This window comes from Dyella caseinilytica (genome assembly GCF_016865235.1).
GTDB classification, from domain to species: Bacteria; Pseudomonadota; Gammaproteobacteria; order Xanthomonadales; family Rhodanobacteraceae; genus Dyella_B; species Dyella_B caseinilytica.
The window spans coordinates 1,968,067-1,991,573 of sequence record NZ_CP064030.1 but is presented as its reverse complement, the minus strand read 5'-3'; the positions used below and the strand labels follow the sequence as shown (position 1 = coordinate 1,991,573).

Here is a 23,507-nt window from a genome sequence, read left to right as displayed (position 1 = left end):
TTCCACCTGATTAGTCGATCAGGACGCCTTGCCGTCGTTCTTGACCTCAGTGAACTCGGCATCGACCACATCGTCGGGTTGTGCCGAACCGCTCGGGCCATGCTGCTGTGCGCCGGCGGCGTCAGCGGCACCGCCACCCTGGGCAGCGGCATACAGCGACTGCGCCACTTGCTCCAGCTTCTGGATCTTCGACTCGATCGCCGCCTTGTCGTCGCTCTCCTTCACCTTTTCCAGTTCGGACAGAGCGCCTTCGATTTCGCTGAGCTGACCAGGCACTTTGCCGCCGTGCTCCTTCAGCGCGCTGCGCGTGGCATGTACAAGCTGGTCGGCCTTGTTGCGCGTACCGACGAGTTCATGGAACTTGCGGTCTTCTTCCTTGTTGGCTTCGGCGTCGGCCACCATGCGCTGGATCTCCTCTTCGGAGAGGCCCGAACCGGCCTTGATCTCGATGCGCTGTTCCTTGCCGGTCTTCTTGTCTTTGGCCGACACGTGCAAGATGCCGTTGGCGTCGATATCGAAGGTCACTTCGATCTGCGGCATGCCGCGCGGGGAAGGCTCGATACCAGCAAGATCGAACTTGCCCAGTGACTTGTTGGCATTGGCGCGTTCACGCTCGCCCTGCAGCACGTGCACGGTCACCGCGGTCTGGTTGTCGTCGGCCGTGGAGAAAACCTGCGATGCCTTGGTCGGCACCGTGGTGTTCTTCTCGATCAGCTTGGTCATCACGCCGCCCATCGTCTCGATACCCAGCGACAGCGGGGTGACGTCGAGCAGCAGCACGTCCTTCACCGAACCACCCAGCACGCCACCCTGAATTGCGGCGCCCACGGCGACCGCTTCATCCGGATTGACGTCCTTGCGCGGTTCCTTGCCGAAGAAGTCCTTCACCGACTCCTGCACCTTCGGCATACGGGTCTGACCACCGACGAGGATCACTTCGTCGATGTCGGACACGCGCAGGCCAGCGTCGTTCAGCGCGGTGCGGCAGGGTTCGATGGTCTTCTTCACCAGATCTTCCACCAGCGCTTCGAGCTTGGCGCGGGTGAGCTTGATGTTGAGATGCTTCGGACCGGAGGCGTCGGCCGTGACGTACGGCAGGTTCACTTCGGTCTGGTGCGCCGAAGACAGCTCGATCTTGGCGCGTTCGGCCGCATCCTTCAGACGCTGCAGCGCCAGCGGATCCTTGCGCAGATCGATGCCCTGATCCTTCTTGAATTCTTCAATCAGGTAATCGATGACGCGCATGTCGAAGTCTTCGCCACCCAGGAAGGTGTCGCCGTTGGTGGCCAGCACTTCGAACTGCTTCTCGCCGTCGACTTCGGCGATCTCGATGATCGACACGTCGAAGGTGCCGCCGCCGAGGTCATACACCGCGATCTTGCGATCACCACCCTTCTTGTCCAGGCCATAGGCCAGCGCAGCAGCGGTCGGCTCGTTGATGATGCGCTTCACTTCCAGACCGGCAATCTTGCCGGCGTCCTTGGTCGCCTGGCGCTGGCTGTCGTTGAAGTAGGCCGGCACGGTGATCACCGCTTCGGTGACCGGCTCGCCGAGATAATCTTCGGCGGTCTTCTTCATCTTCATCAGCACTTTGGCGGAGATTTCCTGCGGCGCCATCTTCTTGCCGTCGGAGGTCTGCACCCAGGCGTCGCCGTTATCGTGCGCGACAATGCCGTAGGGCACGATATGCAGGTCTTTCTGCACTTCGGCATCGGTGAACTTGCGGCCGATCAGGCGCTTCACCGCGTAGAACGTGTTCTTGGGATTGGTGACGCTCTGGCGCTTGGCCGGTGCGCCAACCATCACTTCGCCATCCTTGGTAAACGCCACAATGGATGGCGTGGTGCGATCACCTTCCGAGTTTTCAATCACCCTGGTGGTGCTGCCATCCATGATGGCGACGCACGAGTTGGTCGTGCCCAAGTCAATGCCGATGATCTTGCCCATGTCTATGCTCCGGAATCTCGTGAGCGGCCCCTCGGCCGCGAATGGCTATCAGATGGGGTTTTGCTGAAAGGCGTTCAATATCAGCTAAACCCTGCAGTACTGAATTTGCAGGCGCCGTTCAGTCGTCCTTGGCCACGGCCACCAATGCCGGGCGTAACAAGCGATCGTTCAACACATAACCTTTCTGCAGCACAGTAACCACGGTGCCCGGTGCCTTGCCCGGCGCTTCGACCATGCTCACTGCGTGATGACGCTCCGGATCGAGCGGCTGATCGACCGGATCAACCTGCACCAACCCGTTATTGCTGGCGATGCGAAGCAATTCCTTCAGCGTGAGGTTGAGCCCCTCGCGCATCGCGCTCACATCGCCGCCTTCCACCGTCAGGCCGCGTTCGAGGCTGTCGTAGACCGGCAGCAACTCGTTCAGCAGCTTCTCGTTGGCGAAACGGCGGGCCTGCTCAAGATCGCGATGCAGGCGGCGACGCTGGTTCTCCAGCTCGGCCTTCTCGCGCAGCACGGTCTCGCGCAACTCCTTGTTGCTGGTCTCCAGTTCGGCAACCTTGGCCTTCAAACCCTCAAGCTCATGGCCCGAAGCAGTGGCCTGTGCGCCGTGCTCAGGCGCCTCGTTCGGCGACGGTGAATCGCTGCTGTTGTGCATGAATAACTCCAAACATCGTCCGTGGCCGGCACGCTGTACCGACCGTCAAAACTTGCGGGCAAAAGAGCCTGCTTATGGCCCCTGCGTAGCCCGCGTTGTGATTGAGCAACCGGCAGATGGTAACGCGTGGCACAGCGCCTGACCTACCGTCAGGTCAAGCCGCGCGTTGCCATATGGTGATTGCTCAATCGCAACCCTCCGGGCCGGGTCCGTTTGCCCCCACGCCTGCGTCTTCGCTCAGTCGTGTATCGACATACACTCCTTCGCTCATCCTTGCCGTGCGAGCAAACAGCTCCCGGCGCGAGCCACGCAGGGGCCATAAGCAGGCTCTCAGCCTCCCGTGGCGTTTTATGAGGCCGTAGCCGCGCGATTCAAGGCTTCGCTGAGTAAACCCGCAGTGGCTTGCACCACCGGAATCACACGTTCATAGGCCATCCGGGTCGGACCGATCACCCCGACGGCCCCAAGCAACCTGCCCTGCGCACCATAACTGGCCGTGACCACACTGCAACCATCCAGAGCGGCAAAACCCGATTCCTCACCGATGAATAATCGCACGCCTGGCGCCTTGGCGCAGATCTCCATCAACTGCAGCAACTCGTTTTTCTTCTGGAACGCCTCGAACAGCTCGCGCAGGCGGTCCAGATTGGCCAGCTCTGAATAGGCCATCAGGTTGGTCTGGCCGCTAACCAGCACATCCTCGTTTTGCGGCGCGAACGAGGCCGCGGCCAGTTCCACCGCACTGGAAAGCAACTGGTGCAATTCACTGCTGGCCTCGCGCAACTCGAGCAACAGATGCGCGCGGATGTCGTCTACGCGCAAGCCAACGAAGTGCTCGTTGATGTAATTGGCCGCCTGCTCCAGTTCGCGGCTATCCAGCGGCTTGGCCAGCTGGATCACGCGGTTCTGTACCTGATTGTCCGAAAACACCAGGATCACCAGCACCCGGGCATCGGGCAAGGTCATGAAGTCGATGTGGCGCAGCGGGAAATCGGTCTGGCGCGGCACAGTCACCACGCCAGCAAAGTGGGTCATCGCCGAAAGCAGCGCCGAAGCATTGCCCACCATGTCACGCACGGTCATCGGCCCAGGCGGCAGCTCCCGCTGCAGGCGGACCATTTCGTCGCGTGGCAGCGGCTGCAATTCGATCAGGCTGTCCACGAACAGGCGCAGGCCGCGCGGGGTGGGAATGCGCCCGGCTGAGGTGTGCGGCGACGCCACCAGCCCGGCCTCTTCCAGGTCGGCCATGATGTTGCGGATGGTGGCCGGACTCACGTCCAGCCCGGACGAACGCGACAGCGTACGCGACCCCACGGGCTCGCCATCGGCCAGATATTGCGCAATCAAGGTGCGCAACAGGCGGCGGGCGCGAATATCGAGATCGTGATGATGGGGCATGCGCTGTGGCAATCCGTGAGACGGTAAAGAAATAAGGTTTGCGCGCAGAGAATGCAAGAAAGGAGCAAGGGACCCGGGAACGCGCGGCTTGCGGCGTCCGGGCATTCTCTGTTCTCGCTCCTCTGAGCGTGGGGGAACTAGGAAAGCCGACCATATCAGTGTGGCCTCCCCGCATGCCCTGCTCCACCTTACAATCGTCCGATCCACTGCCGCCCTTGACCATGCTCACCTCCCTCTACGTCCGCCATCTCGCCGTTGTTGAAGAAGCCGACATCAACGTTGGCCCTGGTCTGACCGTGGTCAGCGGGGAGACGGGCGCCGGCAAATCGCTGCTGGTCGATGCCCTGATGCTGCTGGCCGGCGCCCGCGCTGACAGTGGCATCGTGCGCGCCGGCAGTGACCGCGCCGAACTGGTAGCCGAATTCGACCTGAAACAGCTGCCCGACGCCCATGGCTGGCTGAAGCGGGAGGAGTTGGACGAGGACGGCGCCTGCCAATTGCGCCGCGTGATCCGTGCCGAAGGCAGTTCCCGCGCGTGGATCAATGGCCGCCCCGCCACGATCGGCCAGATGGGCGAGCTGGCGGCGCTGCTGGTCGAGATCCATGGACAGCACGAACACCAGGCACTCTTGGAACGCGCACATCAACTGAACCTGCTCGACGCCTATGCGGAAAATGAAAAGCAGGTCGCCCAGGTGCGCGATCTGGCCCAGCAGTGGCGCGAGATTGGTGCGCGCATCCGCAAGCTGAGCGGCGGCGACGATCGCGAGCACCGCCTCGAATTGCTGCGCCACGAACTCACCGAGTTGGAAAAGTGGGCGCTCCCTCCCGCTCAGCTGACCGAGCTGGAGGCCAGCCACAAGCGCCTGGCCAATGCCAGCAAGCTCACCGAAGGCATCACGGGCGTGGTCGAACTGCTCGACGGCGATAGCGAGTTCGCACTGCGTCAGGCCCTGGGCCGTGCACACGCCGAACTGGGTCGGCTTGCCGCGCTCGATGATCGCCTGGCACCGATGCTGGAATTGCTCGACAACGCACAGATCCAGCTCAACGAAGCGGTCGACAGCCTGGAACATTACGCGCAAGACGTCGATCTCGACCCGGAGCGCTATGCCGAAGTCGATACGCACCTGATGCGCCTGCACGAACTGTCCCGCAAACATCGCCTGCCAACGGCCGAACTCGACGACAAGCGCGCCGCGATGCAGACCGAGCTCACCGAGCTGGAAAACGCAGGCGATGCGCTCGAACGGCTCGCTGCCCAACGCGATCAGCTGCAACGCGATTACGCCAAGGCCGCCGATGCCTTGAGCAAATCCCGCCAGACTGCCGCCAAACGGCTTGGCAAAGAAGTCAGCGCGTTGATGAGCGAACTCGGCATGGCCGGCGGCGTACTGCAAGTCACGCTCGAGCCGGCTGAAAACAGCGATCCGGATCCGCAAGGCCGCGAACGCTGCGAACTGCTGGTCAGCGCCAACCCCGGTCAGCCACCACGCCCGCTGCGCAAGGTCGCTTCCGGCGGCGAACTCGCCCGCATCAGCCTGGCCATCGAAGTTGCCACACTGGGTAAAGACACCATCGGCTGCATGGTCTTCGACGAAGTCGATACCGGCATCGGCGGCGCCGTGGCCGAAGTCGTCGGCCAGAAACTTCGTGCGCTCGGTTCGCGTTGCCAGGTGCTATGCGTCACGCATCTGCCGCAGGTTGCTGCACAAGGTCATGCGCATCTGCGGGTGAGCAAACACAGTGAAGGCAACTCGACGCATACGAGGATCGAGGCGCTGAATACCGAAGGGCGACGCGATGAGCTGGCGCGCATGCTCGGCGGCGTGGAAATCACGAAAGAAACCAGGGCGCATGCAAAGAAGATGTTGGAGCAGGCGCAGACAGCTTGAGTGCTCGCGTTTCTTGAGCTTCTGTTTCGTTATTTAGCCGGGAAACCACGCCTTCCAATTACCTGACTTACCGCGCCGTCATTCCGGCGAAGGCCGGAATCCATTTTTATACTTGCGTAAAGCACGCAAAACCGTTTCTTGTCCACCCATGACGCATAGCCGACGATGGATTCCGGCTTTCGCCGGAATGACGATGCGGTGAGATACGTATCGTAGGTTGGGCTACTCCAGATTCGATCCTGGGGGAAACCCAACACGCTGCAATCTCATCCACGAATCGGCAGCAATCCCCGCTCACTGGCAATCCGGTACAAATCCAGTTCCGACCCCGCTCCCAGCTTCCCCATCAAGCTGGCACGATGGATATAAACCGTCTTCTGCCCGATCCCCAGCTCTGCCGCCACCTGCTTTGGGGCACGCCCCGCCGCTAGCAGCAGAAATACCTCGTGCTCGCGTGCGGTAAGGCGGTCGATTGGATCCAGCGTATCGTTCGGCCGCTCGGCGCGACGCTGACGCAAGTCGGAACTGAGGAACTGCTCGCCACGCATCACCGCACGCAAGCCAGCCACCAGCTCTTCCGGTGCAGCGCCCTTGGTGACGTAGCCGCTGGCGCCACGGCGCAGCGCTTCAGAAACATAAGGTTCGCCATCGTGCATGCTCAGCACCACGATGCGCGTTCCGGTAGCCACGCTGCGCAGGTGTTCGATCAACGGCAAGCCGCTGCCATCGGGCAATGAAAGATCGAGCGCGACCAGATCCGGCCGGCGCTGGCTGATGGCTTCCACCGCGTCATCGGCATTACGACACTCGGCCACGACCTCCAGGTCGGGCTCCATCTCGATAAGCCGTTTGAACCCCTCGCGGACGATAGCGTGATCGTCGACCAGAACTATGCTGTGCATGGATGCACTGTAGCAGCCTGCGCGGCGGACGGAAGCGGTCCGCATGTACCATCTCCGAATGCAACTCAAATCTGCCCTTACTCTTACATCAGGCCCGCTCGTCGGCCTCGGTTATGCCCTGCTCTGGGCGCTGTTATGGCCCACGGCGCAGCCGGACTGGACCCTGCAATTCGGCCTGCGCTTCGGCGTGCTACTGCTTTCTCCCGTGCGTTACTGGGGCTGGCTGATTGGCGGTGAATTGATTGCCGCAGGTCTGATCGATTACCTGCACGGCTATTCGATGGGCTGGCGCGCTTTTGTCTATGGCGATCTGCCGCAACCGATCGTGGTGGCGCTGTGTCTGGGCCTGTTGCGCCGCGCCAACTTGCGACCTGCGCTTCGCGATCCGGAAGAAGTGTCGCGGCTACTGCTATCGGCCGGCTTCACGGTGGTCGCGGCAACCGCCACCGATGCCTTGATGCTGGCCCTGGTCCATCAGCTACCGCCGGTAGGCTTGCTGCATGCGCTGGGCGACGAACTGCTTGGCAACTACGTAGGCCTGCTGTTGTTGGTGCCACCATTGATCATGATCTGGCGTGCAAGGCCGTCGAAGCAGGAGATGTCCGAGCTGCTGATGGATGGTCTGCTGGTGATGCTGCCCGCCTTGATCATCCTGCTGATTCTCACCGAACAGGCTGCACCGCAACGCGAATTCGCCCGTGTGCTTTCGCTGGCGCCAGTGCTGTTTTTTGCCTTCCGTCATGGCTGGCGTGGCGCCAGTCTGTCGATGCTGGTTTCCAGCTTGGGCATGGCCTTGGTCGACCGGGTGTTTACCCATGTGATACCTACCGCGTCCTCGCATATGTTCCTTGCTGTCGCCGGCACCGGTGCCCTGATGCTTGGCTCGGCCACCGATGCACTTCGACGCAGCAGTGCACGCGTGGCAGAACAAAACGTGTACCTGGCTGCGGTAAACCGGCGTCTTGATCATCTTGCGCGGCAATTGCGCGACGCTGCCCGCGGCAACATGCAGGCTGAAGAAAACCAGCGTCGCCACATGGCCGCAGAACTGCATGACGAACTGGGCCAGAACCTCACTGCCATCCAGACGCACGTGAAGCTCGCACAGACTCGCCTGCTGCAAGCCGGCATGGAAGACATTGTCACGTCGATCAACAGCATTCTTGGCCACATGCGACGCGCCCTGCATCGACTGCTGGACGATCTGCGTCCTGCGGTGCTCGACGAATTCGGCCTGATGCGCGCACTGGACGAAGGCCCGATCCGCGACTTGATGGCCACCGCCGGCATGGCTTATCACACTGAACTGCACGGCGATCCGCGTTTGCTGGAAGAAGACATCCGCACCGCGATCTACCGGTTGGCACAAGAAAGCGCCACCAATGCGGTGAAACATGCCCAGGCCAGCGAATTCCGTCTGCGCCTGCGCATCGGCGAGCGCACGGGTACGGCGTTAGCGTTGCTGGATATCCGCGACAACGGCGTCGGCCTGCCCGAGCGCGTACCGCGCGGCGGCCGGGGCCTGCAGGGCATGCGCGACCGCGTGACATCACTGGGTGGGCTTTTCCGACTGCGCCCCGATAAGCAAGGCGTCCACCTGCGTATTTTGCTGCGTAGCACCATTGCACGCCGCGAAACAAGTGACCTGTGACACTGTAACTAGGAAATTTTCCAATACCGACCCTGTAAAGGGTTCGTTAGGATCAGCTCATCGATGTGGGGGAGCCGCCATCGCAAGATGGTGAGCACGGGCCAGCCGTGGGGACGGCAGGCCCGAAGAATGGCAGGACGCCATTCCGCCGGAGTCTGGACAAACGCGTGTATCTCGAGCAACTCGGATACCCAAGCAGTCAAGAGACAACGGTAAGCCGCCGGGCGGACAGGAGTCCTCCCGCGGCTTTTTTTATGCCTGAAGGTTGGGAATCGGGAGTCGTCAAGCACCCGCGAGCCGGGGTGCCCCTCCCATTTCCAACTCCCTACTTGCGATTTCCGCCCTTGAGCGGCCGGACGTACATCACCAGGCTGTGGTCCTGGATCTCGTAGCCATGGCGGGCGGCAATCTCGCGCTGAAGGCGCTCGATCTCCTCGCTGACGAACTCAATCACCTTTCCGCTGTCCACATCGATCATGTGATCGTGGTGCTGACCGCGATCCAGCTCGTAAACCGCCTGGCCACCCTCGAAGTTGTGTTTGCTGAGGATGCCGGCGGCCTCGAACTGGGTCAGCACCCGGTACACCGTAGCCAGGCCGATATCTTCCTGATGGCCCAGAAGCTTCTTGTAGACGTCCTCGGCGGTCATGTGCCGGGCGCCGTCTTCCTCGAAGATCTGGAGAATACGCATCCGGGGGTGAGTGACCTTCAGCCCGGCCTTGCGGAGTTCTTGGGTTTCCTGCTCCATGGCAAGCTCCCGATACGCGGTGGAATCAAGCCATTAGTGTATCATCCGTTACCTTCACGATCCGGACGCAATACGAATGCAAAAGCTGATTCGCACGCTGGGCTTCGCCACGCTGGCACTTCCTCTGGCCGGCTGCCATCTCGTGTATACCCCCGACGTGGCCCAGGGCAATCTGTTCGACAAGACCATCGACAAAAACCTTGCCGATCAGCTGAAACCGGGTCTGACCAAGCGCCAGGTACTGGTGCTGCTGGGTACGCCGTCCGTCGCTTCGCCGTTCGACCAGAACCGCTGGGACTACGTTTCCACCTACTCGCATCGTGGCGAGAAGATGAAGCTCCAGTCGATGAGCCTGTTCTTCAATAACGACGTGCTCGTCCGCACCGAAGGCACTCTGTACTTCCAGGATGCCCAGAAGCTGGTCCAGCAGAGCAACAAGTACAAGACCAACTACAACGTCAACGACACGTCCGGCGACAAGAGCTCCGGTGGTAGCAGTGGCGGTGACAACGGCGGTGGCGACAATGGTGGCGACAGCGGCGGTGATAACGGTGGCGACAGCGGCGGCAACAACGGCGGCAACTGATCGACAGCGTCAAGCCTCGGTGGAGGTATGACCTGCCCTAGCCCGCCCGGCGCCTGCGGGCGTCTTTCGGATCGAGGGTAAGCGGCCGGTAGATTTCCACCCGGTCGCCGTCCTGCAATGTGTCATTCGGTGCCACGCGACGGGAAAAAATTCCCAGGCGCGATGGATCAAAATCGACCTCCGGCATCGTCTGCAAAATGCCCGACTGCAGCACGGCCTGGATCACCGTGCTGCCAGCGGGCAAGGTCAATCGATGCAACCGTTGTCGATCTGCCGTGGCGCACACCACTTCCACGGTAATCGGCTTATCGGTAGACACGTTCCGCCTCACGGCAAAAATCGTCCACCATGCGATTGGCCAACCCCTGAAAGCCTAGTTTCAACGCTGCCCCACCCAAGCGGCCGGCGTAGTCAAAATCCAGCTCCAGGGCGATCTTGCAACCGTCCGAACCAAGCGGGATGAAATCCCAAAAGCCATCCAAGCTGCGGAACGGCCCATTCACCAGGCTCACCTGCAGGCGACGCGGACGGTCGATGGTATTGCGGGTAGTAAAGCTGTGATGGAAGCCGGCAAACTTGAGATCGAGCCGCGCCACCAGCATGTTATCCCCACGCTCGATGACCTCGGCGTTGGCACACCAAGCGAAGCGCTTTGGGTATGCTTCGACCTCATTCACCAGGTCGAACATTTGCGCCGGCGAATATTTCACCAGGGCGCTGCGGCGGATTTCGATCACAGTAGCCTCTTTTCAAGAATCCAGCTCAAACCCGTGTGCAAGCAACGCGCACCAGGCGACGAGCCCAAAGTTTAACGGACATGGCCAAAGCGAAGGACAAGGACAAGAAAAATGCCGGCGGCACGATCGCGCTCAACAAGCGCGCCCGGCATGAATACCACATCGACCAGCGCTATGAGGCCGGTATCGCCTTGCAGGGTTGGGAGGTGAAGGCCTTGCGCGCCGGCCGGATCAACTTCGGTGACGGCTATGCTGTCGTGCTGAAAGGCGAGATCTTCCTCGTCGGCACGTCCATCCCACCGCTGATCAGTGCCTCCACCCACGTGGTGACGGCCGATCGTCGCACCCGCAAGCTGCTCCTGCACAAACAGGAAATCGACCAGCTCGTCGGCGCCGTAGAACGCAAGGGCTACACCTTGGTGCCCATCGCCATGTACTGGAAAGGCAACAAGGTGAAGGTGGAAGTGGGCCTCGCGCGCGGCAAGCAGGAACACGACAAGCGCAACACCGAAAAAGAACGTGACTGGCAGCGCGAAAAGCAACGCACCATGCGCGCACACAACCGCGACGCCTAAACCCAACCCCGCGCAAATCCCCCAATCCCGTCGTCACGGCGCAGGCCGGGACCCAGTGACGTCAATCAGCGTTGATTGGGACCAGCAAAGCAAGACAACCAAACCACAACACCGTTTTGATGCTCAGACCCCACCAAACATCAAAACGAATCAAGCGTGTATAATCGATAACGCTTCAGCGATCTTTTTTCCCCGGGGGTGTCCTGGCTTCGACGGGGGTAGTGAGATAGCTTGGTGCATGCCGAGGGGGCAGCTTTCCTCGTTAATCCAGCAGCAAACTTATAGTTGCCAACGACGACAACTACGCTCTGGCCGCTTAAGGCCTAGCCCCGAACCCACGTGTGCCTGTGCTAGTGGATGTAGGGTCATTATCACGGGATCGCCCAAAGCTGCCGCCTGCCGGCCAGGGTTAAATCAAGCGGGCTGGTCCTTCGATGCGCCTCGCACATCGTGCTGTCGCGGGACGAGATCTAACGGTGAGCTAAGCATGTAGTACTGGGCGTCAAGCGCCTTCGGACGCGGGTTCGACTCCCGCCACCTCCACCAATTAGTAGTCCAAGCAAGTCCAACGAAGGCCGGTAAACCTAAGCATCGCAAGGGTTCCGGCCTTTTTCTTGTCCAATGTAGTCCAACCCCATCCATTGAAATCCGGGGGTAACTGGGGGTAGCTTTCGGGGTAACTGGCCTACCCCCACAGGGTGTTACCCCCATGGCGCTTTCTGACACCGGCATCCGCAAAGCCCCTCACCCCGACAAGCCTAAGAAGCTGGCTGACGGCGGTGGTTTGTATTTGTTGCTCAATCCGAACGGCTCGAAGTGGTGGCGCTTCAAGTACCGCTACGCCGGCAAAGAGAAACTGCTATCACTCGGCACGTATCCCGATACAAGCCTCGCCGACGCACGCGAGAAGCGCGACGCTGCACGCAAGCAACTCGCTGCAGGCATTGATCCAGGCGCCCACCGCAAAGCGGAGAAAGCGGCCGGCGAAGAGCGCGCAGCAAACAGCTTCGAAGTCGTTGCGCGCGAGTGGCACGCCAAGCAATCCAAGTCGTGGGTGGAGCTGCATGCGAGCCGCATCATGCTTCGCCTAGAAAACGACATCTTTCCTTGGCTCGGCACTCGACCTATCGCAGACATTTCTGCCAAGGAGCTACTGGCCACCCTAAATCGCATCGTTGACCGCGGCGCCGCGGAATCCGCTCATCGTGTGCTACAGAACTGCGGCCAGGTGTTTCGCTATGCAATCGCAACCGGACGTGCCGAGCGCAACCCTGCCGCAGACCTTCGCGGTGCGCTGCCCTCCGTCAAGCAAACTCACCTCGCCGCTATCACTGATCCCAATGCTATTGGCGCCCTGCTCCGTTCGATCGATGGTTACCAAGGCTCGTTCGTCACTAAGTGCGCGCTCAAGCTGGCACCGCTCCTGTTCGTGCGACCCGGTGAGCTCCGACAAGCGGAATGGACAGAGTTCGACCTGGATAAAGCGCAATGGAACCTGCCCGCTGAGAAGATGAAAATGCGCGAACCTCATCTCGTGCCGCTGGCGCCGCAAGCTGTCGAGATCCTTCGCGAACTGCATGCTTTGACTGGACGTGGCCGCTATCTATTCCCGAGCGCACGTAGCCCGCAGCGCCCTATGAGCAACAACGCTGTGCTATCCGCCCTGCGCCGAATGGGTTACGCCACTGATGAAATGAGCGGGCACGGCTTCCGGGCTATGGCGCGCACTGTGCTAGACGAAGTACTGCATTTCCGTCCCGACTACATCGAGCACCAGCTTGCGCATGCCGTACGTGACCCGAACGGGCGTGCCTACAACCGCACTGCACATCTAACCGAGCGCAAGAAGATGATGCAGGCGTGGGCGGACTATCTGGATGGCTTGCGCGCTGGCGGCAAAGTGGTCGCGTTTAAGAGCAAAGTTAGTTAAACGACTCAAGCGGCCAGCTTAAGAACGCGCTGGGCACCATCTGACGCATTCGTAACTGGGAAATACTCCACGCCTGCAGCCAGTGCCTCCTCAGTGATTTCTCTGCGCGCCTCAAGAAGATTGTTGATCTGCTTTGCGCTCAAAGTGGCATCATCATCGCGCGTAACTGCGCCGATAAGCGCTGCTTTTGGCAGACTGATCATTGCTTGGACGCGCTGAAGTTCAAAAAGGCGTGCGCGCGCATCGCGTAAACTTGCACTGACCCTGATGGGGTGAAGCACGTTGAAGTGAGCTACAACACGAGGTGAGCAGAAACCAAAACGTACATTTTGGCCTCCATCCACCAACTTAGCTTCTCTTCCGAAGTACTGCATCAGGTCTGGCCTTTCCCTGACAATGAGGTCGCGCACCTCCGTACTGAACCGGCGATTGACCTCTTCCTGCATTGGCGCATCCGACTCTTCAAGCTCTTCCAGTTTGTCGAGATTGGCCAGGCTGGAATGTAGTATCGCAATCGTTCGCAGCAGCTCTGGGAGGGATCGGGCAGCCGTGATGCGCAGATCCCCAGGAATCAGCCCCATTATGGGCGCACTCAACTTTTCTAGTGAGTTGGCTGCTCCCGCTGCTTCACAGAAGACAGCGAGGCCATGTTCAATGATCCTTTTTGCACCCGCAGATTGCTTTCCATAAAGGCTGTCCAAAACATCATCACGAATGATGCGAGTGGCACCAATCCTTCCCTCATGCATATAGATGGCGCCAGCCATGAGGCGTTCGCCTGTTCCATTAACAGGCTCCCAAAAAAGAGGACGCCATGGTGAGCGCGCAGCGCCAATGACGCTAGCTATAGGCGGCGGAATGATCGCGTTCATGGAACTGATAATAAATCCTGAGGTGAAGGAAATCGAGCTAAGAGGCGCATACCTAACTGATTCAACCGATCAGCAACAAAGCGTGCCTGAGTGCTTGTATCTATGACGGTGTCAAGCTCCTCTTTCACCATATCAGGCTTGTTTCGATCCATGAGCATCCATTGAGTGGTGCTGGATGAACGCATTTCTTCAGACAGTCCACTGTAGACGGCCATTTCGCATAGCTTGTTCACATCATCAAGTTGTGCGCCATTCCCCAAGGCGAAAGCGTGATCAATCCATGCCTCATTTGTGCCATCCCAGAGAATGTTTCCAAGATTTCGATCGCGATTGTCGATCGCCTCATCTGCGGCAGCTACAAGAGGCGCGGATGAAAATTGACTTGCCACCCGCATTGCAAGCCTCACGGCGGCTTCATATTCTGGACTCGAAGTCTCAAGCCCTGCGATACCTAATCGCTGGCTGAGGTTTGGGTATGTAGCATCGGCGCTCCCAAAAGCTACGTTTTCAGCATCAACAACCAAGTACGGATCAGGCACCGGGATTCCCCACCCACGGAGCAAGAGAGCGCAAAAGGCCTCAGCAATTACCTGATGGACAGCATCCCGCTTAACTATTGCTGCGAAGTTTGGCCGACCAGATGACGCCAATATGCACCGCACAGCACCGGTAGTACCAGCGCCAGCCGGCATTTCTGTGCCCGGCACGATCGTCGCCCATCCTATGCTCATCGCTCCCCCTGGTACTGTAGTGTTAAGCAATCGCATCCCTTGACACGGCTGGGGCAAAGTATCACTGTGCGCCCGTCCCCGCCAATTCGGGGACCAGGTTTGGCGACCTGACTTTCAGAAGGCGCAACGGCGCCGATAGGCGCTTTTTTTGTGCCCGTTGCGTAGCACCCCGCTTCTATGGCGGACGTGTGGGGCAGCCTTCGGGCTGGCCGGTGACCTTCTGAACCGGTTCGCCAACCCTGCACGTCCGCCACCCTTGCTGCGATGGCTTTGGTGGCTCACCTGAGGGCTGAGCTATGGCAAACGAAGCAAACTCCAGAGGCAACCTGCAGCCGGCGGATCACCTGTTCTGCCTGGTGTTCCAGCACTGGGACGAAGAAGGCGATGACGCGCGCGTCTTTGATGCCTCCTCCGGGAACACCACCTCGGCGCGCGATCGTCACCTGGCCAACACCGAACGCGAGATTTTCAATCTATTCGTCGACGGCGGACACAGCGAAGCATATGCCTCGGCGATGCTCGACTTCATGCGCCGACCCTGCACGCAGCAGGGAGACTGGACGCTGGTGAAGGGTGGCGTCCCGATCACGGCCTACATGGACGAACTGACCCAGAAGGGACTGTAACCATGCAAGTCCAGCGAGGTGAACATATGAACGCCCGTGCGAATACCACCATTAACGCGAGCCAAGCTACTCACTCATTTTGCCAAGACGATAAACACGTTCAAGGCGATGCGACCCGAGCTATTAATCCGAGGAAAATCTCCGCGGGTGATGACCTCAATGATCTGCTCAGCAAAGGCAACTGTCGCCTTGAGGGACTGCGAGGAATGATTCATGCGCTCATCATCGGGTTGGACGGCGGCGGTGATTTGAGTGCAAATCCTGAAGTTGTCACGCGCGCGCTCTATGGCGTGCTTTATCAGATCGAAGAAGCCGAAAAGCTCTTTACATCGGCCGAAGAGGTCGCGAGCTATCGCGTGCCCATTGGGACCTGATCACTGCTAGGTCCATTGTCGATAGATTGGACCGTCTAACTTAATTGGACTCCAGATATAGAAACCCCCAAATCTTCCAGAGGTAGCGCATGAACATGAAGCCGGAAAACGCCGCAATTACTCCAGCAAACGCCAATCCGATGAAGGGAAGCGAGCACGGCTTATGGATAGGCGAGCACGATGTTTTGACCATTGCCATTGATCAACAGAGCAAAAAGTTTCCACCTACCATCGATCACTGCAGCCAATTGAACAAAATGATTCAAGGCTTGGCGATTGCAGCGAAAGCGGTAATTTACCGCGCCGAAAATGACAGCAGCATCGACACCAGCTTTGCCATGCTGCCCATTGGGGACATTGCAGATTCGATCATCATTCTCTCACAACTGTCCGAAGCCGTAGCTTTGGAGACAAACGCATGAGCAAGCACGTCATCTCCGAAGAAGCATGGACAGACGCCAGCCACTTGTTGGTCAAGGCGGCCGCGATCGCATGCACCTTGCAACACATCGAAGACAGGACGACCCGATCCAACGTAGCATAGGCAATAGAGAACATGATTGACTGGGCACATGATCTCATCGGTCGCGTCTAACACTTTACGCCGCGCCTAGGACGGCCATCCGAAAACCACGCACCTTCCGTGGCTGGCGCGGCTCCCTTTGAAGGGCGCTTGAAGGAGCGCCAGTGAAAGAATCCGAAATCACATCGGCCTTCAGAATCATAAATCACGATCACCGCATCGAGCTTATTGCAGAACGCTATGTGAAACGCAAAAGCCTCGACAGCGTTCTGTATGCGGGCGTGCATGTCGCATCGATTTTTCGCAACGCTTGCCTGGATTTCCTTAGATACGGAAACAATGATGCCGCCACTCACTATCGCGAACAGGCTGAAAAACTTGAGGGAGCACTTGAAGTTCTCGGAATGAAAGGCCGCATAACTGGCGACTATGTTTTAGACCGTATGACACAAGAAGACTTGGACCTAGTAAGCCCACATTTTCTGAGCCTTATGAGAGGCGTCAACGGGCCGGGATGTATTGTACGTGCCATAACATCGCTGGCACAGATGGCAATCGATTTGCGCAAGACCATCATCCTTTATGACAGGCATGCTGGAAATATCAGCTTTCTCTTCATGCTAGGGCGGCGTTTCGGAGACATGAGGTTCGATATTCCGACTGCAAATGAAGCCGTCGATGTATTTCAAATCCTCAAGGGCGCAGTTGGCATAGTCAATTCTGACGAGGCAGCCACCTACACCGATTACGACGCAAACACCAATGGCAGCGCATATCGAAAGTCCATGCGAGATGGGTATAGTTCCGTCAATTTAGACAATGGTTGATTACCCGTAGTATTTCTAAAGATCGACCTAGACTTTCTCCATCCCGCAATGGATGGAGAAACGCCGCAATGAACACCCCCGCATTACCTGCCACTGGCTATCTGCGTCTTCCGCAGATTATTGGCAAAAAGCCCAATATCGAGAAAGGCGATCCCGGTCTTCCGGCGATCATTCCGGTTAGCAAATCAACCTGGTTCGCTGGCATTCGCACTGGCCTCTATCCCCGGCCGGTGAAACTGGGTGAGCGGATCACAGCTTGGCGCGTAGAGGATATTCGCGCATTGGTCCAGCAGGCCGCGGCATGAGCGGTAGCAACCGGCCGCTGGATGAGGTCAACGCGCAGCTCCTGGCAGCCTGTCGGTGAACCTCACCGGCGAGCGCGGTCACCGGCGCTGCAGCGGCCTCTGCGGTGGCGGTGACCTAGTGGGCTTCCACATGCGCCTTCGTGGCCTGCCGTTCAAAGCCGCGGTACGCGACCTGATCGGACTGGGGGCCTTGGCATGAGCAATGCCGTCATGAACGCCTGCTGGCCTCTGCAGATGCCACCAACACCGAAAGCGGTACTGATCTCGCTGGCTGACAACGCAAGCGACAAAGGCGCCTGCTTTCCTTCATTGACCAAGATCTGCGAACGAACCTGCTTTGGCAAAACGGCAGTCATCGAAGCCATCAAATGGCTGGAGGCACATGGCGTGGTAAAGGCCGATCGATCCAATCGCTACAAGACCTCGTACACCGTCACTCCTGACCTATTCACGCCTAACGGACTAGTCCTTGATACGAACCAGTCCGCGACGCGAACTAGTTTGGATGACGGCGGACTAGTCCGTTTGGCGGTAAACGAGGTCCGGGAGACGGTAAACGAGGTCCGCCAGGCGGACACTAACCATCAAGAACCATCATTAACCCTCAATAAGAGCAACCATCAGCGCAAACGTACGCCGGATATGTCCGGGACTCGATTCGATGAGTTCTGGAACGCATACCCGACGAAGACCGAAAAACGGCAGTGCGCTGAGAAATGGATTGCCGATGGTCTCGACGAGCATGTCGACCTGATGCTTGCCGACATAGCCGCGAAATCCGAGAGGGATCGCCGCTGGCTCGATGGCTACGTCCCCAACGCATTGACGTATCTCAACCAGGAGCGCTGGAACGATCCAGTGCAGCCGGTGAACCGCCGCCCGTCCGTCACGGACCAATTCACCAAAACCAGCTATGAGAGCTCGTCCGACGAAGAGTTGCCCGAATCGCTCAGGAGTCCTGCATGAGCATCGACATTCAGCAGGTGGAGCTTTCAGTGGAATGCGCGGAGCACGGGCAGCAGACAGTGCGGCGGATCAAATCAATCGACGGAGTTGAATTCAATGTCAATCGGGCGCCCGAATGCCCGGCCTGCTGTGCCGAGCGGAGCGCTGCGAAGGAGCGCGAGGAAAAAGAGCGCCGCAAGTTGGAGCAGGTGGAATATTTCATCAACAGCGCCTGCCTGCCGCTGCGCTACCGGGGAATTACATTCGCCGACTACATCGCAACCTCGCCTGCGCAGAAGCGAATCCTGGAGCTGTGCCAGCGTTACACAAGCAGCATCGCTTCAGGTAACTATCCAGGTTGGCTGGCGCTCTCCGGTCGTCCTGGGACGGGCAAAAGCATGCTCGTCTCCTGCATGGCGGTGGCACTCGCCAATGCCCAGGTCCGATCGCACTACACCACGCAGGCAGCAATGGGGCGTGAGTTTCGCGCCACCTATCAGCGCGGATCCGACCGATCTGAATCGGAACTCTTCGACCACTACGCACAGGTGCCGCTGCTGCTGCTCGACGAGCTCGGCGCCGGCAGCACGGAACATACCGATCGCCTTGTCTTCGAAGTCCTCGATACCCGCTATGCAAACAACCTTCCGGTGGTGATTGCCACGAACCATCCGAGGGCTGCGCTGCAGGGCATCGTCGGCGAGCGTCTTTTTGATCGACTCACAGAGGAAGCCACATTCCTGGCCTTCGACTGGGAGAGTAACCGCAAGCCCGCGGGCCTTAGACAAAAGCGCCCCGTTTGAGTCACGACAGCCAAAAATCGCAACAGGAGATCAATCATGCCGCAATACAAATCCCAACGCATAAGCGACAAGCACGCCGTCGGAATCAAGTTTCCCGAACTGATCAAACCGATTCCAGGGCGTCCGATTCGCATCGTCATCACAGCAGCCGCCACTGCAGGAACGTTTGGCGTCTATGCCGCGCCGTCGGTCGCCGGAGCATCCAGCTCGAATGCCCTCTTCGAAAAGACGTCCGACTATCCGGCAACGGGCACGACGCTGGAATACGAATGGCCTGGACCGGGTGGCCTGGTCATCAAGCCTGGCACCTGCGGTGCTGTATCGGTATCGCAACTTTAAGGACCGAGGAGATCAACCATGCCAAAACACGGCCCGACCAAATTCGCAACCGAGCGACCACAAGTCAACGATCCCCGGATCATCAATGGCAACTTGATGGATGGGGAAGGCCCACCGCTGGTCCGCGCGCACAAGCTGATGAAGCTGCAAAGACTGGGTGTCGTCGATAAAAGCTGGGACTTCCCGAAACTGCTGGAACAACCTGCAGCTTTTGACCTCATGGAAAGCAAGGCCATCGATCAAGCGCGCGAGAAATCAGTGGGAAAAGGATTTCTTCTTGCCCATACGAGAGGCACCAATCCCGGCTATATGGAAACAGTTTACGAGGGCGACCCCGAGGTTGCATGGGGGCAGTTTAAGCACCGCGGCTTCGTGGCAAAGATCAACACGGAAGTCGGCACGCGCGAAGTGACCACGAAAATCCGTGACGGCGATACGTTGGTGGTTCTTCGCCCCGACGGAACCATTGCGCATTTGGATGGCAGAGTAATCGAGAACGCCAATGAGAAGACCACGGGTGGAAGCGAGGCCTCAAACAAAGGCCGCAGTAATCCCACCCCTGACGAGCTCATGAAAGATCCCGAATACCAGCGCATCTTGGCTAAGAAATACCGGGACGATATCGAAAAGAAGAACAACCAAACGAGATCCGGCATCCACCATTTCCAGGTAGAAATTCTTAACTCTCACATAAATTGATAAATCAGGTGCTTTGTATGTCATTCACCTTCATCTACGCGAACAACGTCAACACGACACTCGCCGGACCTTTATCGAGTACGGGGACCCAATTCAATCTATCTAGCACGCTCAATGTTCCGACTTCGATTCCTTCTGGCGCATATTGGGTTGTTTCGCTGCAAGACGCCGCGACGGGGCAAGAAAGCGAAATCATCTACGTAGGATCCATAAGTGGTGCAACCTGCTCGAATCTTCTGCGTGCGCAGGAAGGCACTGCTGCTCTCTCCTGGAATACAGGTGACTTCGCGTATAGCGGCATCACTGCTGGGCAAATGGAAAACTTTGCACCTGCAGGCGTCTTCACCAATCAACAGATCTACGCGACACCTGGAACATATACCTTCACTGCGCCAGCCAATGTCTACAAAGTCTTCGCAATCGGAACGGCTGGCGGTGGCGGTGGGTCGGGATGCGAAGCCACGAGTTCATCGCAAACCTTTAGCGGTGGCGGTGGCGGCGCAGGTGGAACGTGCATGGGGTTCTACGACGTCATGCCTGGCGAGGAGTACACGGTCACGGTCGGCGCTGGCGGAGACGGAATCGTTGGCCCCGGATCTGGCGCATTTGGTGGCAATACCTCATTCAGCACCTTCTTCATTGCCTCTGCCGGACAGGGCGGTCAATTCAACACGTCAACATCGCAAGCCGGTGGCGAGGGCGGTGGTGCATCGGGCGGGCAAATCAACATCGTTGGCGGCTATGGATGCGATGGGCAGCAAGGCACCTTTTTGCTCACCGCAGCGGGTGGCGCGTCGTATTGGGGAGGTGGCGGGCGCTCCGGCAATAACGGTGGCATCAGTGGAACCGCCTATGGATCCGGCGGCGGTGGCGCGTATGACATTGCTTTTAGCGGTCTCGCTCGAGCGGGAGGTAACGGACAAGGCGGAATCCTCGTCCTGCAATGGTAATCGCGCAGCCATCAACTTCAACTAGATCACATTGGATTACACATCATGATTAAGAATATCGTTAAGCGTCTTTCACTGATCGCGCTTCTCTCTCCCACACTCGCAGTCGCACAAACCTACCCATCGCCGACATTTAGCTCTATCACACTACAAGCGCCGCTTGCTTCGACCTACGGCGGAACAGGTGTAGCGAACAGCTCCACAATCACGCTCGGCGGTCCTTTCGCCACATCTGGATCCAGCTCACTTACCCTGACCACGACGGGCACCACCAGTGTCACGCTGCCAACGAGCGGCACGCTGCTTACGACAAGTGGCGCTGCAAGCACCTATGCGCCGATTGCATCGCCAACCTTTACGGGCTCAGTAACGATCCCTGCTGGCTCCATCAATGGAACCACCATTGGTGCATCGACGGCTAGCACTGGCGCATTCACGACGCTGTCTGCAAGCAGTACGGTTAGCGGAATCGGTTTCAGCAATTATCTTGCATCCCCACCGGCTATTGGCGGAACGACCGCCGCGGCCGGCAGTTTCACCAATCTATCTGCGTCCGGCACGCTCACTGGTTTCCCTGGGCGCCTTATCAACGTTGTCGTCATCACGACAACCGGCACCTATACGCCCGATGCCGGAACGAACAAAGTCGTCGTCTATGTTGTTGGCGGAGGCGGCGGAAGTGGTGGTGTTGCTACGACGACATCTAGCCAGGTGTCCGCATCTGCAGGCGGCTCCGGCGGCGGAACAGCAGAAAGTTATCTGACGAGTGGTTTCTCTGGTGTCACCGTCACGATTGGCACAGCAGGCACGGCAGGCACCACCAGTACATCCGGTGGCAATGGCGGGACGACGTCTTTCGGTTCCGTCCTGCAAGCCACCGGCGGCACGGGAAGTGGCGCAGGTGCAGCAGTTGCCTTTGCTACCTCGACGTTCCAAACGGGCGCCCTAATGGGCGGTGTGGGAAGTGGCGGAAACATGTTCAACGCTAACGGCTCATCCAGTGGATACGTTTTTACATTCGGCGCCGCATTCGGAATCGGCTCTAACGGCGGAAACTCCTTGTTCGGAATTGGCGGTAGTCAGACGGTCAACGGAGCGGCAGCAGGCGATATTGGGCAAGGAGGCGCTGGCCCCGGTGCTGGCGCGGGTGGTTCTTCTTGCGGTCCTTCTTGTACGGGTGTTGCCGGTCATGCAGGCAACGCAGGCGTTGTCATCGTCTACGAGTTCAGTTGATTCGTAACCACAGAAATGATGATGCCATGACAAACCTTTGCGCGATCGATATCTCGCCGCCGATCGCGCATCGGCTCGAACGCGGCACGCCCACTGACACAGGAGGACTGCAGGGATGACAAAGTCGAAACTAAAAAAGGAAACGAAAGCGCCGGCGAAAGCGGTATCAGAAGCGGATCTTGTAGCAATGCAGGAAGCCGACCAGAGAGCGGCAGAGCGAAGAAGGAAGCAATCACACAGCGCCACGAACTCGGTCAGTAACTCCACGTTGGTGGTGGAGGCGTATGGAAGAAAGGTATGGGGTGAACTCGATCTCCAAGCCATTCACGACGAATTGGCGGATAAGTGCAAACTGGTATTCAGCGGGGACACGCGCGCCGCTGAATCGTTACTTATTTCGCAGGCGAACGCCTTGGATGCCATGTTCTCAGCCTTGTCCTGCAGGGCGCTTGCACAGGACTACCTGAATCAATTCGACACCAACCTTCGATTGGCCTTGAAGGCACAGAATCAGTGTCGAATGACGCTGGAGACTCTGGCCGCCATTAAGAATCCGCCTGTAGTGTTTGCCAAGCAGGCCAACATCGCGCATGGGCACCAGCAGGTAAATAACGGCACGCCTCATGCGCACGCGGGGCAAATTGAAAACAAGCCAAACAAACTATTGGGATATAACCATGGCGAACGGATGGACACCGGAGCGACGGGCACGGCAAGCGGAAGCAATAAGACGATGGCAACCATGGCGGTTCTCCACAGGCCCGCGGACCGACACCGGCAAGGCAAGCGCCAGCCGTAATGCCTGGAAGGGCGGTAAGCGGCCAATGCTCCGCACACTGGCTCGCGTACTGCATAAGCAGAACAAATGGATGACGAAGTTTTCCGACTAACCGACCAGGCAGCTCATATGCGTGATCTAGCTTCCCTTACGGGGTTGAAGCATCTGGGGGGCATTTAGTACCAAGGGATTGAATATGAGTAATCTTCCGCCAGGTCTTATGGGTTTTAACAACAGGTCCCGGTACATAGTCCTCGTCGTACTTTGTACAATTTCCTAAGGGGTCCTTTTTTACGTATGACTTCGGATAACCCGCGGGCTTACTGTCACTTACAGACAACAGATCCGGGTTAGTTGATGTCACCACGGATTTTTGATCGGCAGCATGAGCGCCAGTGACGATCAAAGCGGAAATGAGCAGCGCGAACAGTGGCTTCATGAGGCGTCCTTTTTCATGGATGTGGATAGTGCATCG

28 protein-coding genes and 1 other RNA gene are annotated in these 23,507 nt (G+C 58.5%); 19 read left to right on the top strand and 10 right to left on the bottom strand.

What is annotated here, in order from left to right; all coding sequences use genetic code 11:
- Positions 1–18 precede the first annotated feature (18 nt).
- The 3 genes from dnaK to hrcA all read right to left on the bottom strand — a co-directional run bounded on the left by dnaK (position 19) and on the right by hrcA (position 4,003).
- Positions 19–1,947, bottom strand: coding sequence for a molecular chaperone DnaK (dnaK, locus tag ISN74_RS08840; protein ID WP_188798974.1), 1,929 nt, complete (start codon positions 1,945–1,947; stop codon positions 19–21).
- Between the two features lie 118 nt (positions 1,948–2,065).
- Complete coding sequence (grpE, locus tag ISN74_RS08835) at positions 2,066–2,605, bottom strand: nucleotide exchange factor GrpE (protein WP_188798973.1); 540 nt, start codon at positions 2,603–2,605, stop codon at positions 2,066–2,068.
- A gap of 348 nt (positions 2,606–2,953) precedes the next feature.
- A complete protein-coding gene (gene hrcA / locus ISN74_RS08830; protein ID WP_188798972.1) occupies positions 2,954–4,003 on the bottom strand; it encodes a heat-inducible transcriptional repressor HrcA in 1,050 nt (349 codons plus the stop codon).
- Between the two features lie 221 nt (positions 4,004–4,224).
- Between hrcA and recN the strand changes: the two genes are divergently transcribed.
- The gene (gene recN, locus ISN74_RS08825) at positions 4,225–5,898 is read left to right on the top strand and encodes a DNA repair protein RecN (protein ID WP_188798971.1); all 1,674 of its coding nucleotides are present in this window, start codon (positions 4,225–4,227) and stop codon (positions 5,896–5,898) included.
- 266 nt (positions 5,899–6,164) lie between these two features.
- Here the strand turns inward: recN and ISN74_RS08820 are convergent, their stop codons facing one another.
- On the bottom strand, positions 6,165–6,800 hold the full coding sequence (locus tag ISN74_RS08820) for a response regulator (RefSeq protein ID WP_188798970.1): 636 nt from the start codon (positions 6,798–6,800) through the stop codon (positions 6,165–6,167).
- A gap of 43 nt (positions 6,801–6,843) precedes the next feature.
- On the opposite strand from ISN74_RS08820, the gene ISN74_RS08815 reads away from it, so the two are divergent.
- Entirely contained in the window at positions 6,844–8,451 is a 1,608-nt protein-coding gene (locus ISN74_RS08815; protein ID WP_188798969.1) for an MASE1 domain-containing sensor histidine kinase, read from the top strand.
- A 325-nt stretch (positions 8,452–8,776) separates the two neighbouring features.
- Here the strand turns inward: ISN74_RS08815 and fur are convergent, their stop codons facing one another.
- Complete coding sequence (gene fur / locus ISN74_RS08810) at positions 8,777–9,199, bottom strand: ferric iron uptake transcriptional regulator (RefSeq protein WP_188798968.1); 423 nt, start codon at positions 9,197–9,199, stop codon at positions 8,777–8,779.
- A 76-nt stretch (positions 9,200–9,275) separates the two neighbouring features.
- Between fur and ISN74_RS08805 the strand changes: the two genes are divergently transcribed.
- Positions 9,276–9,785, top strand: a complete 510-nt coding sequence (locus ISN74_RS08805) for an outer membrane protein assembly factor BamE (RefSeq protein WP_188798967.1) — start codon at positions 9,276–9,278, stop codon at positions 9,783–9,785.
- Between the two features lie 37 nt (positions 9,786–9,822).
- On the opposite strand, the gene ISN74_RS08800 is transcribed toward ISN74_RS08805, so the two are convergent.
- Both ISN74_RS08800 and ISN74_RS08795 read right to left on the bottom strand, forming a co-directional pair.
- The gene (locus tag ISN74_RS08800) at positions 9,823–10,104 is read right to left on the bottom strand and encodes an RnfH family protein (protein WP_229679094.1); all 282 of its coding nucleotides are present in this window, start codon (positions 10,102–10,104) and stop codon (positions 9,823–9,825) included.
- Entirely contained in the window at positions 10,091–10,522 is a 432-nt protein-coding gene (locus tag ISN74_RS08795; protein WP_188798966.1) for a type II toxin-antitoxin system RatA family toxin, read from the bottom strand. The genes ISN74_RS08800 and ISN74_RS08795 overlap by 14 nt, the downstream gene beginning before the upstream one ends.
- Positions 10,523–10,602: 80 nt before the next feature.
- Here ISN74_RS08795 and smpB point away from each other — a divergent pair, with 80 nt between their 5' ends.
- From smpB to ISN74_RS08780, 3 genes are all read left to right on the top strand, one after another.
- A complete protein-coding gene (gene smpB, locus ISN74_RS08790; protein ID WP_188798965.1) occupies positions 10,603–11,097 on the top strand; it encodes an SsrA-binding protein SmpB in 495 nt (164 codons plus the stop codon).
- A gap of 194 nt (positions 11,098–11,291) precedes the next feature.
- Positions 11,292–11,643: a transfer-messenger RNA gene (gene ssrA / locus ISN74_RS08785) on the top strand.
- 163 nt (positions 11,644–11,806) lie between these two features.
- The gene (locus ISN74_RS08780) at positions 11,807–13,027 is read left to right on the top strand and encodes a tyrosine-type recombinase/integrase (RefSeq protein ID WP_188798964.1); all 1,221 of its coding nucleotides are present in this window, start codon (positions 11,807–11,809) and stop codon (positions 13,025–13,027) included.
- Positions 13,028–13,032: 5 nt separating this feature from the next.
- Here ISN74_RS08780 and ISN74_RS08775 read toward each other — a convergent pair whose 3' ends face one another.
- Both ISN74_RS08775 and ISN74_RS08770 read right to left on the bottom strand, forming a co-directional pair.
- A complete protein-coding gene (locus ISN74_RS08775) occupies positions 13,033–13,899 on the bottom strand; it encodes a hypothetical protein (protein ID WP_188798963.1) in 867 nt (288 codons plus the stop codon).
- A complete protein-coding gene (locus tag ISN74_RS08770) occupies positions 13,896–14,438 on the bottom strand; it encodes a hypothetical protein (protein ID WP_188798962.1) in 543 nt (180 codons plus the stop codon). Before ISN74_RS08770 ends, ISN74_RS08775 begins: the two co-directional genes overlap by 4 nt.
- A gap of 488 nt (positions 14,439–14,926) precedes the next feature.
- Here ISN74_RS08770 and ISN74_RS08765 point away from each other — a divergent pair, with 488 nt between their 5' ends.
- From ISN74_RS08765 to ISN74_RS08710, 13 genes are all read left to right on the top strand, one after another.
- Complete coding sequence (locus ISN74_RS08765; protein ID WP_188798961.1) at positions 14,927–15,256, top strand: hypothetical protein; 330 nt, start codon at positions 14,927–14,929, stop codon at positions 15,254–15,256.
- 26 nt (positions 15,257–15,282) lie between these two features.
- On the top strand, positions 15,283–15,630 hold the full coding sequence (locus ISN74_RS08760; RefSeq protein ID WP_188798960.1) for a hypothetical protein: 348 nt from the start codon (positions 15,283–15,285) through the stop codon (positions 15,628–15,630).
- 89 nt (positions 15,631–15,719) lie between these two features.
- Complete coding sequence (locus ISN74_RS08755; RefSeq protein ID WP_188798959.1) at positions 15,720–16,052, top strand: hypothetical protein; 333 nt, start codon at positions 15,720–15,722, stop codon at positions 16,050–16,052.
- Positions 16,049–16,174: a hypothetical protein gene (locus ISN74_RS21235; protein WP_268235691.1), complete on the top strand. Its 126-nt coding sequence runs from the start codon at positions 16,049–16,051 to the stop codon at positions 16,172–16,174. Before ISN74_RS08755 ends, ISN74_RS21235 begins: the two co-directional genes overlap by 4 nt.
- A gap of 143 nt (positions 16,175–16,317) precedes the next feature.
- On the top strand, positions 16,318–16,980 hold the full coding sequence (locus ISN74_RS08750) for a hypothetical protein (RefSeq protein WP_188798958.1): 663 nt from the start codon (positions 16,318–16,320) through the stop codon (positions 16,978–16,980).
- A gap of 68 nt (positions 16,981–17,048) precedes the next feature.
- Entirely contained in the window at positions 17,049–17,285 is a 237-nt protein-coding gene (locus ISN74_RS08745) for a helix-turn-helix transcriptional regulator (RefSeq protein ID WP_188798957.1), read from the top strand.
- A gap of 195 nt (positions 17,286–17,480) precedes the next feature.
- Positions 17,481–18,251 carry a helix-turn-helix domain-containing protein gene (locus tag ISN74_RS08740; RefSeq protein ID WP_188798956.1) on the top strand — a complete coding sequence of 257 codons (771 nt, stop codon included), beginning with the start codon at positions 17,481–17,483 and terminating at the stop codon, positions 18,249–18,251.
- Positions 18,248–19,033, top strand: coding sequence for an ATP-binding protein (locus ISN74_RS08735; protein WP_188798955.1), 786 nt, complete (start codon positions 18,248–18,250; stop codon positions 19,031–19,033). Before ISN74_RS08740 ends, ISN74_RS08735 begins: the two co-directional genes overlap by 4 nt.
- Positions 19,034–19,069: 36 nt before the next feature.
- Positions 19,070–19,372: a hypothetical protein gene (locus tag ISN74_RS08730; protein ID WP_203546728.1), complete on the top strand. Its 303-nt coding sequence runs from the start codon at positions 19,070–19,072 to the stop codon at positions 19,370–19,372.
- 18 nt (positions 19,373–19,390) lie between these two features.
- The gene (locus ISN74_RS08725; protein WP_188798954.1) at positions 19,391–20,071 is read left to right on the top strand and encodes a hypothetical protein; all 681 of its coding nucleotides are present in this window, start codon (positions 19,391–19,393) and stop codon (positions 20,069–20,071) included.
- Positions 20,072–20,088: 17 nt separating this feature from the next.
- Positions 20,089–21,021 (top strand): glycine-rich domain-containing protein, encoded by a 933-nt coding sequence (locus ISN74_RS08720; protein ID WP_188798953.1) that lies wholly within the window; start codon positions 20,089–20,091, stop codon positions 21,019–21,021.
- A 45-nt stretch (positions 21,022–21,066) separates the two neighbouring features.
- A complete protein-coding gene (locus ISN74_RS08715) occupies positions 21,067–22,254 on the top strand; it encodes a glycine-rich domain-containing protein (protein ID WP_188798952.1) in 1,188 nt (395 codons plus the stop codon).
- 115 nt (positions 22,255–22,369) lie between these two features.
- Positions 22,370–23,053, top strand: coding sequence for a hypothetical protein (locus ISN74_RS08710; protein WP_188798951.1), 684 nt, complete (start codon positions 22,370–22,372; stop codon positions 23,051–23,053).
- A 127-nt stretch (positions 23,054–23,180) separates the two neighbouring features.
- Here ISN74_RS08710 and ISN74_RS08705 read toward each other — a convergent pair whose 3' ends face one another.
- Complete coding sequence (locus ISN74_RS08705) at positions 23,181–23,471, bottom strand: hypothetical protein (protein ID WP_188798950.1); 291 nt, start codon at positions 23,469–23,471, stop codon at positions 23,181–23,183.
- Between the last annotated feature and the right edge of the window lie 36 nt (positions 23,472–23,507).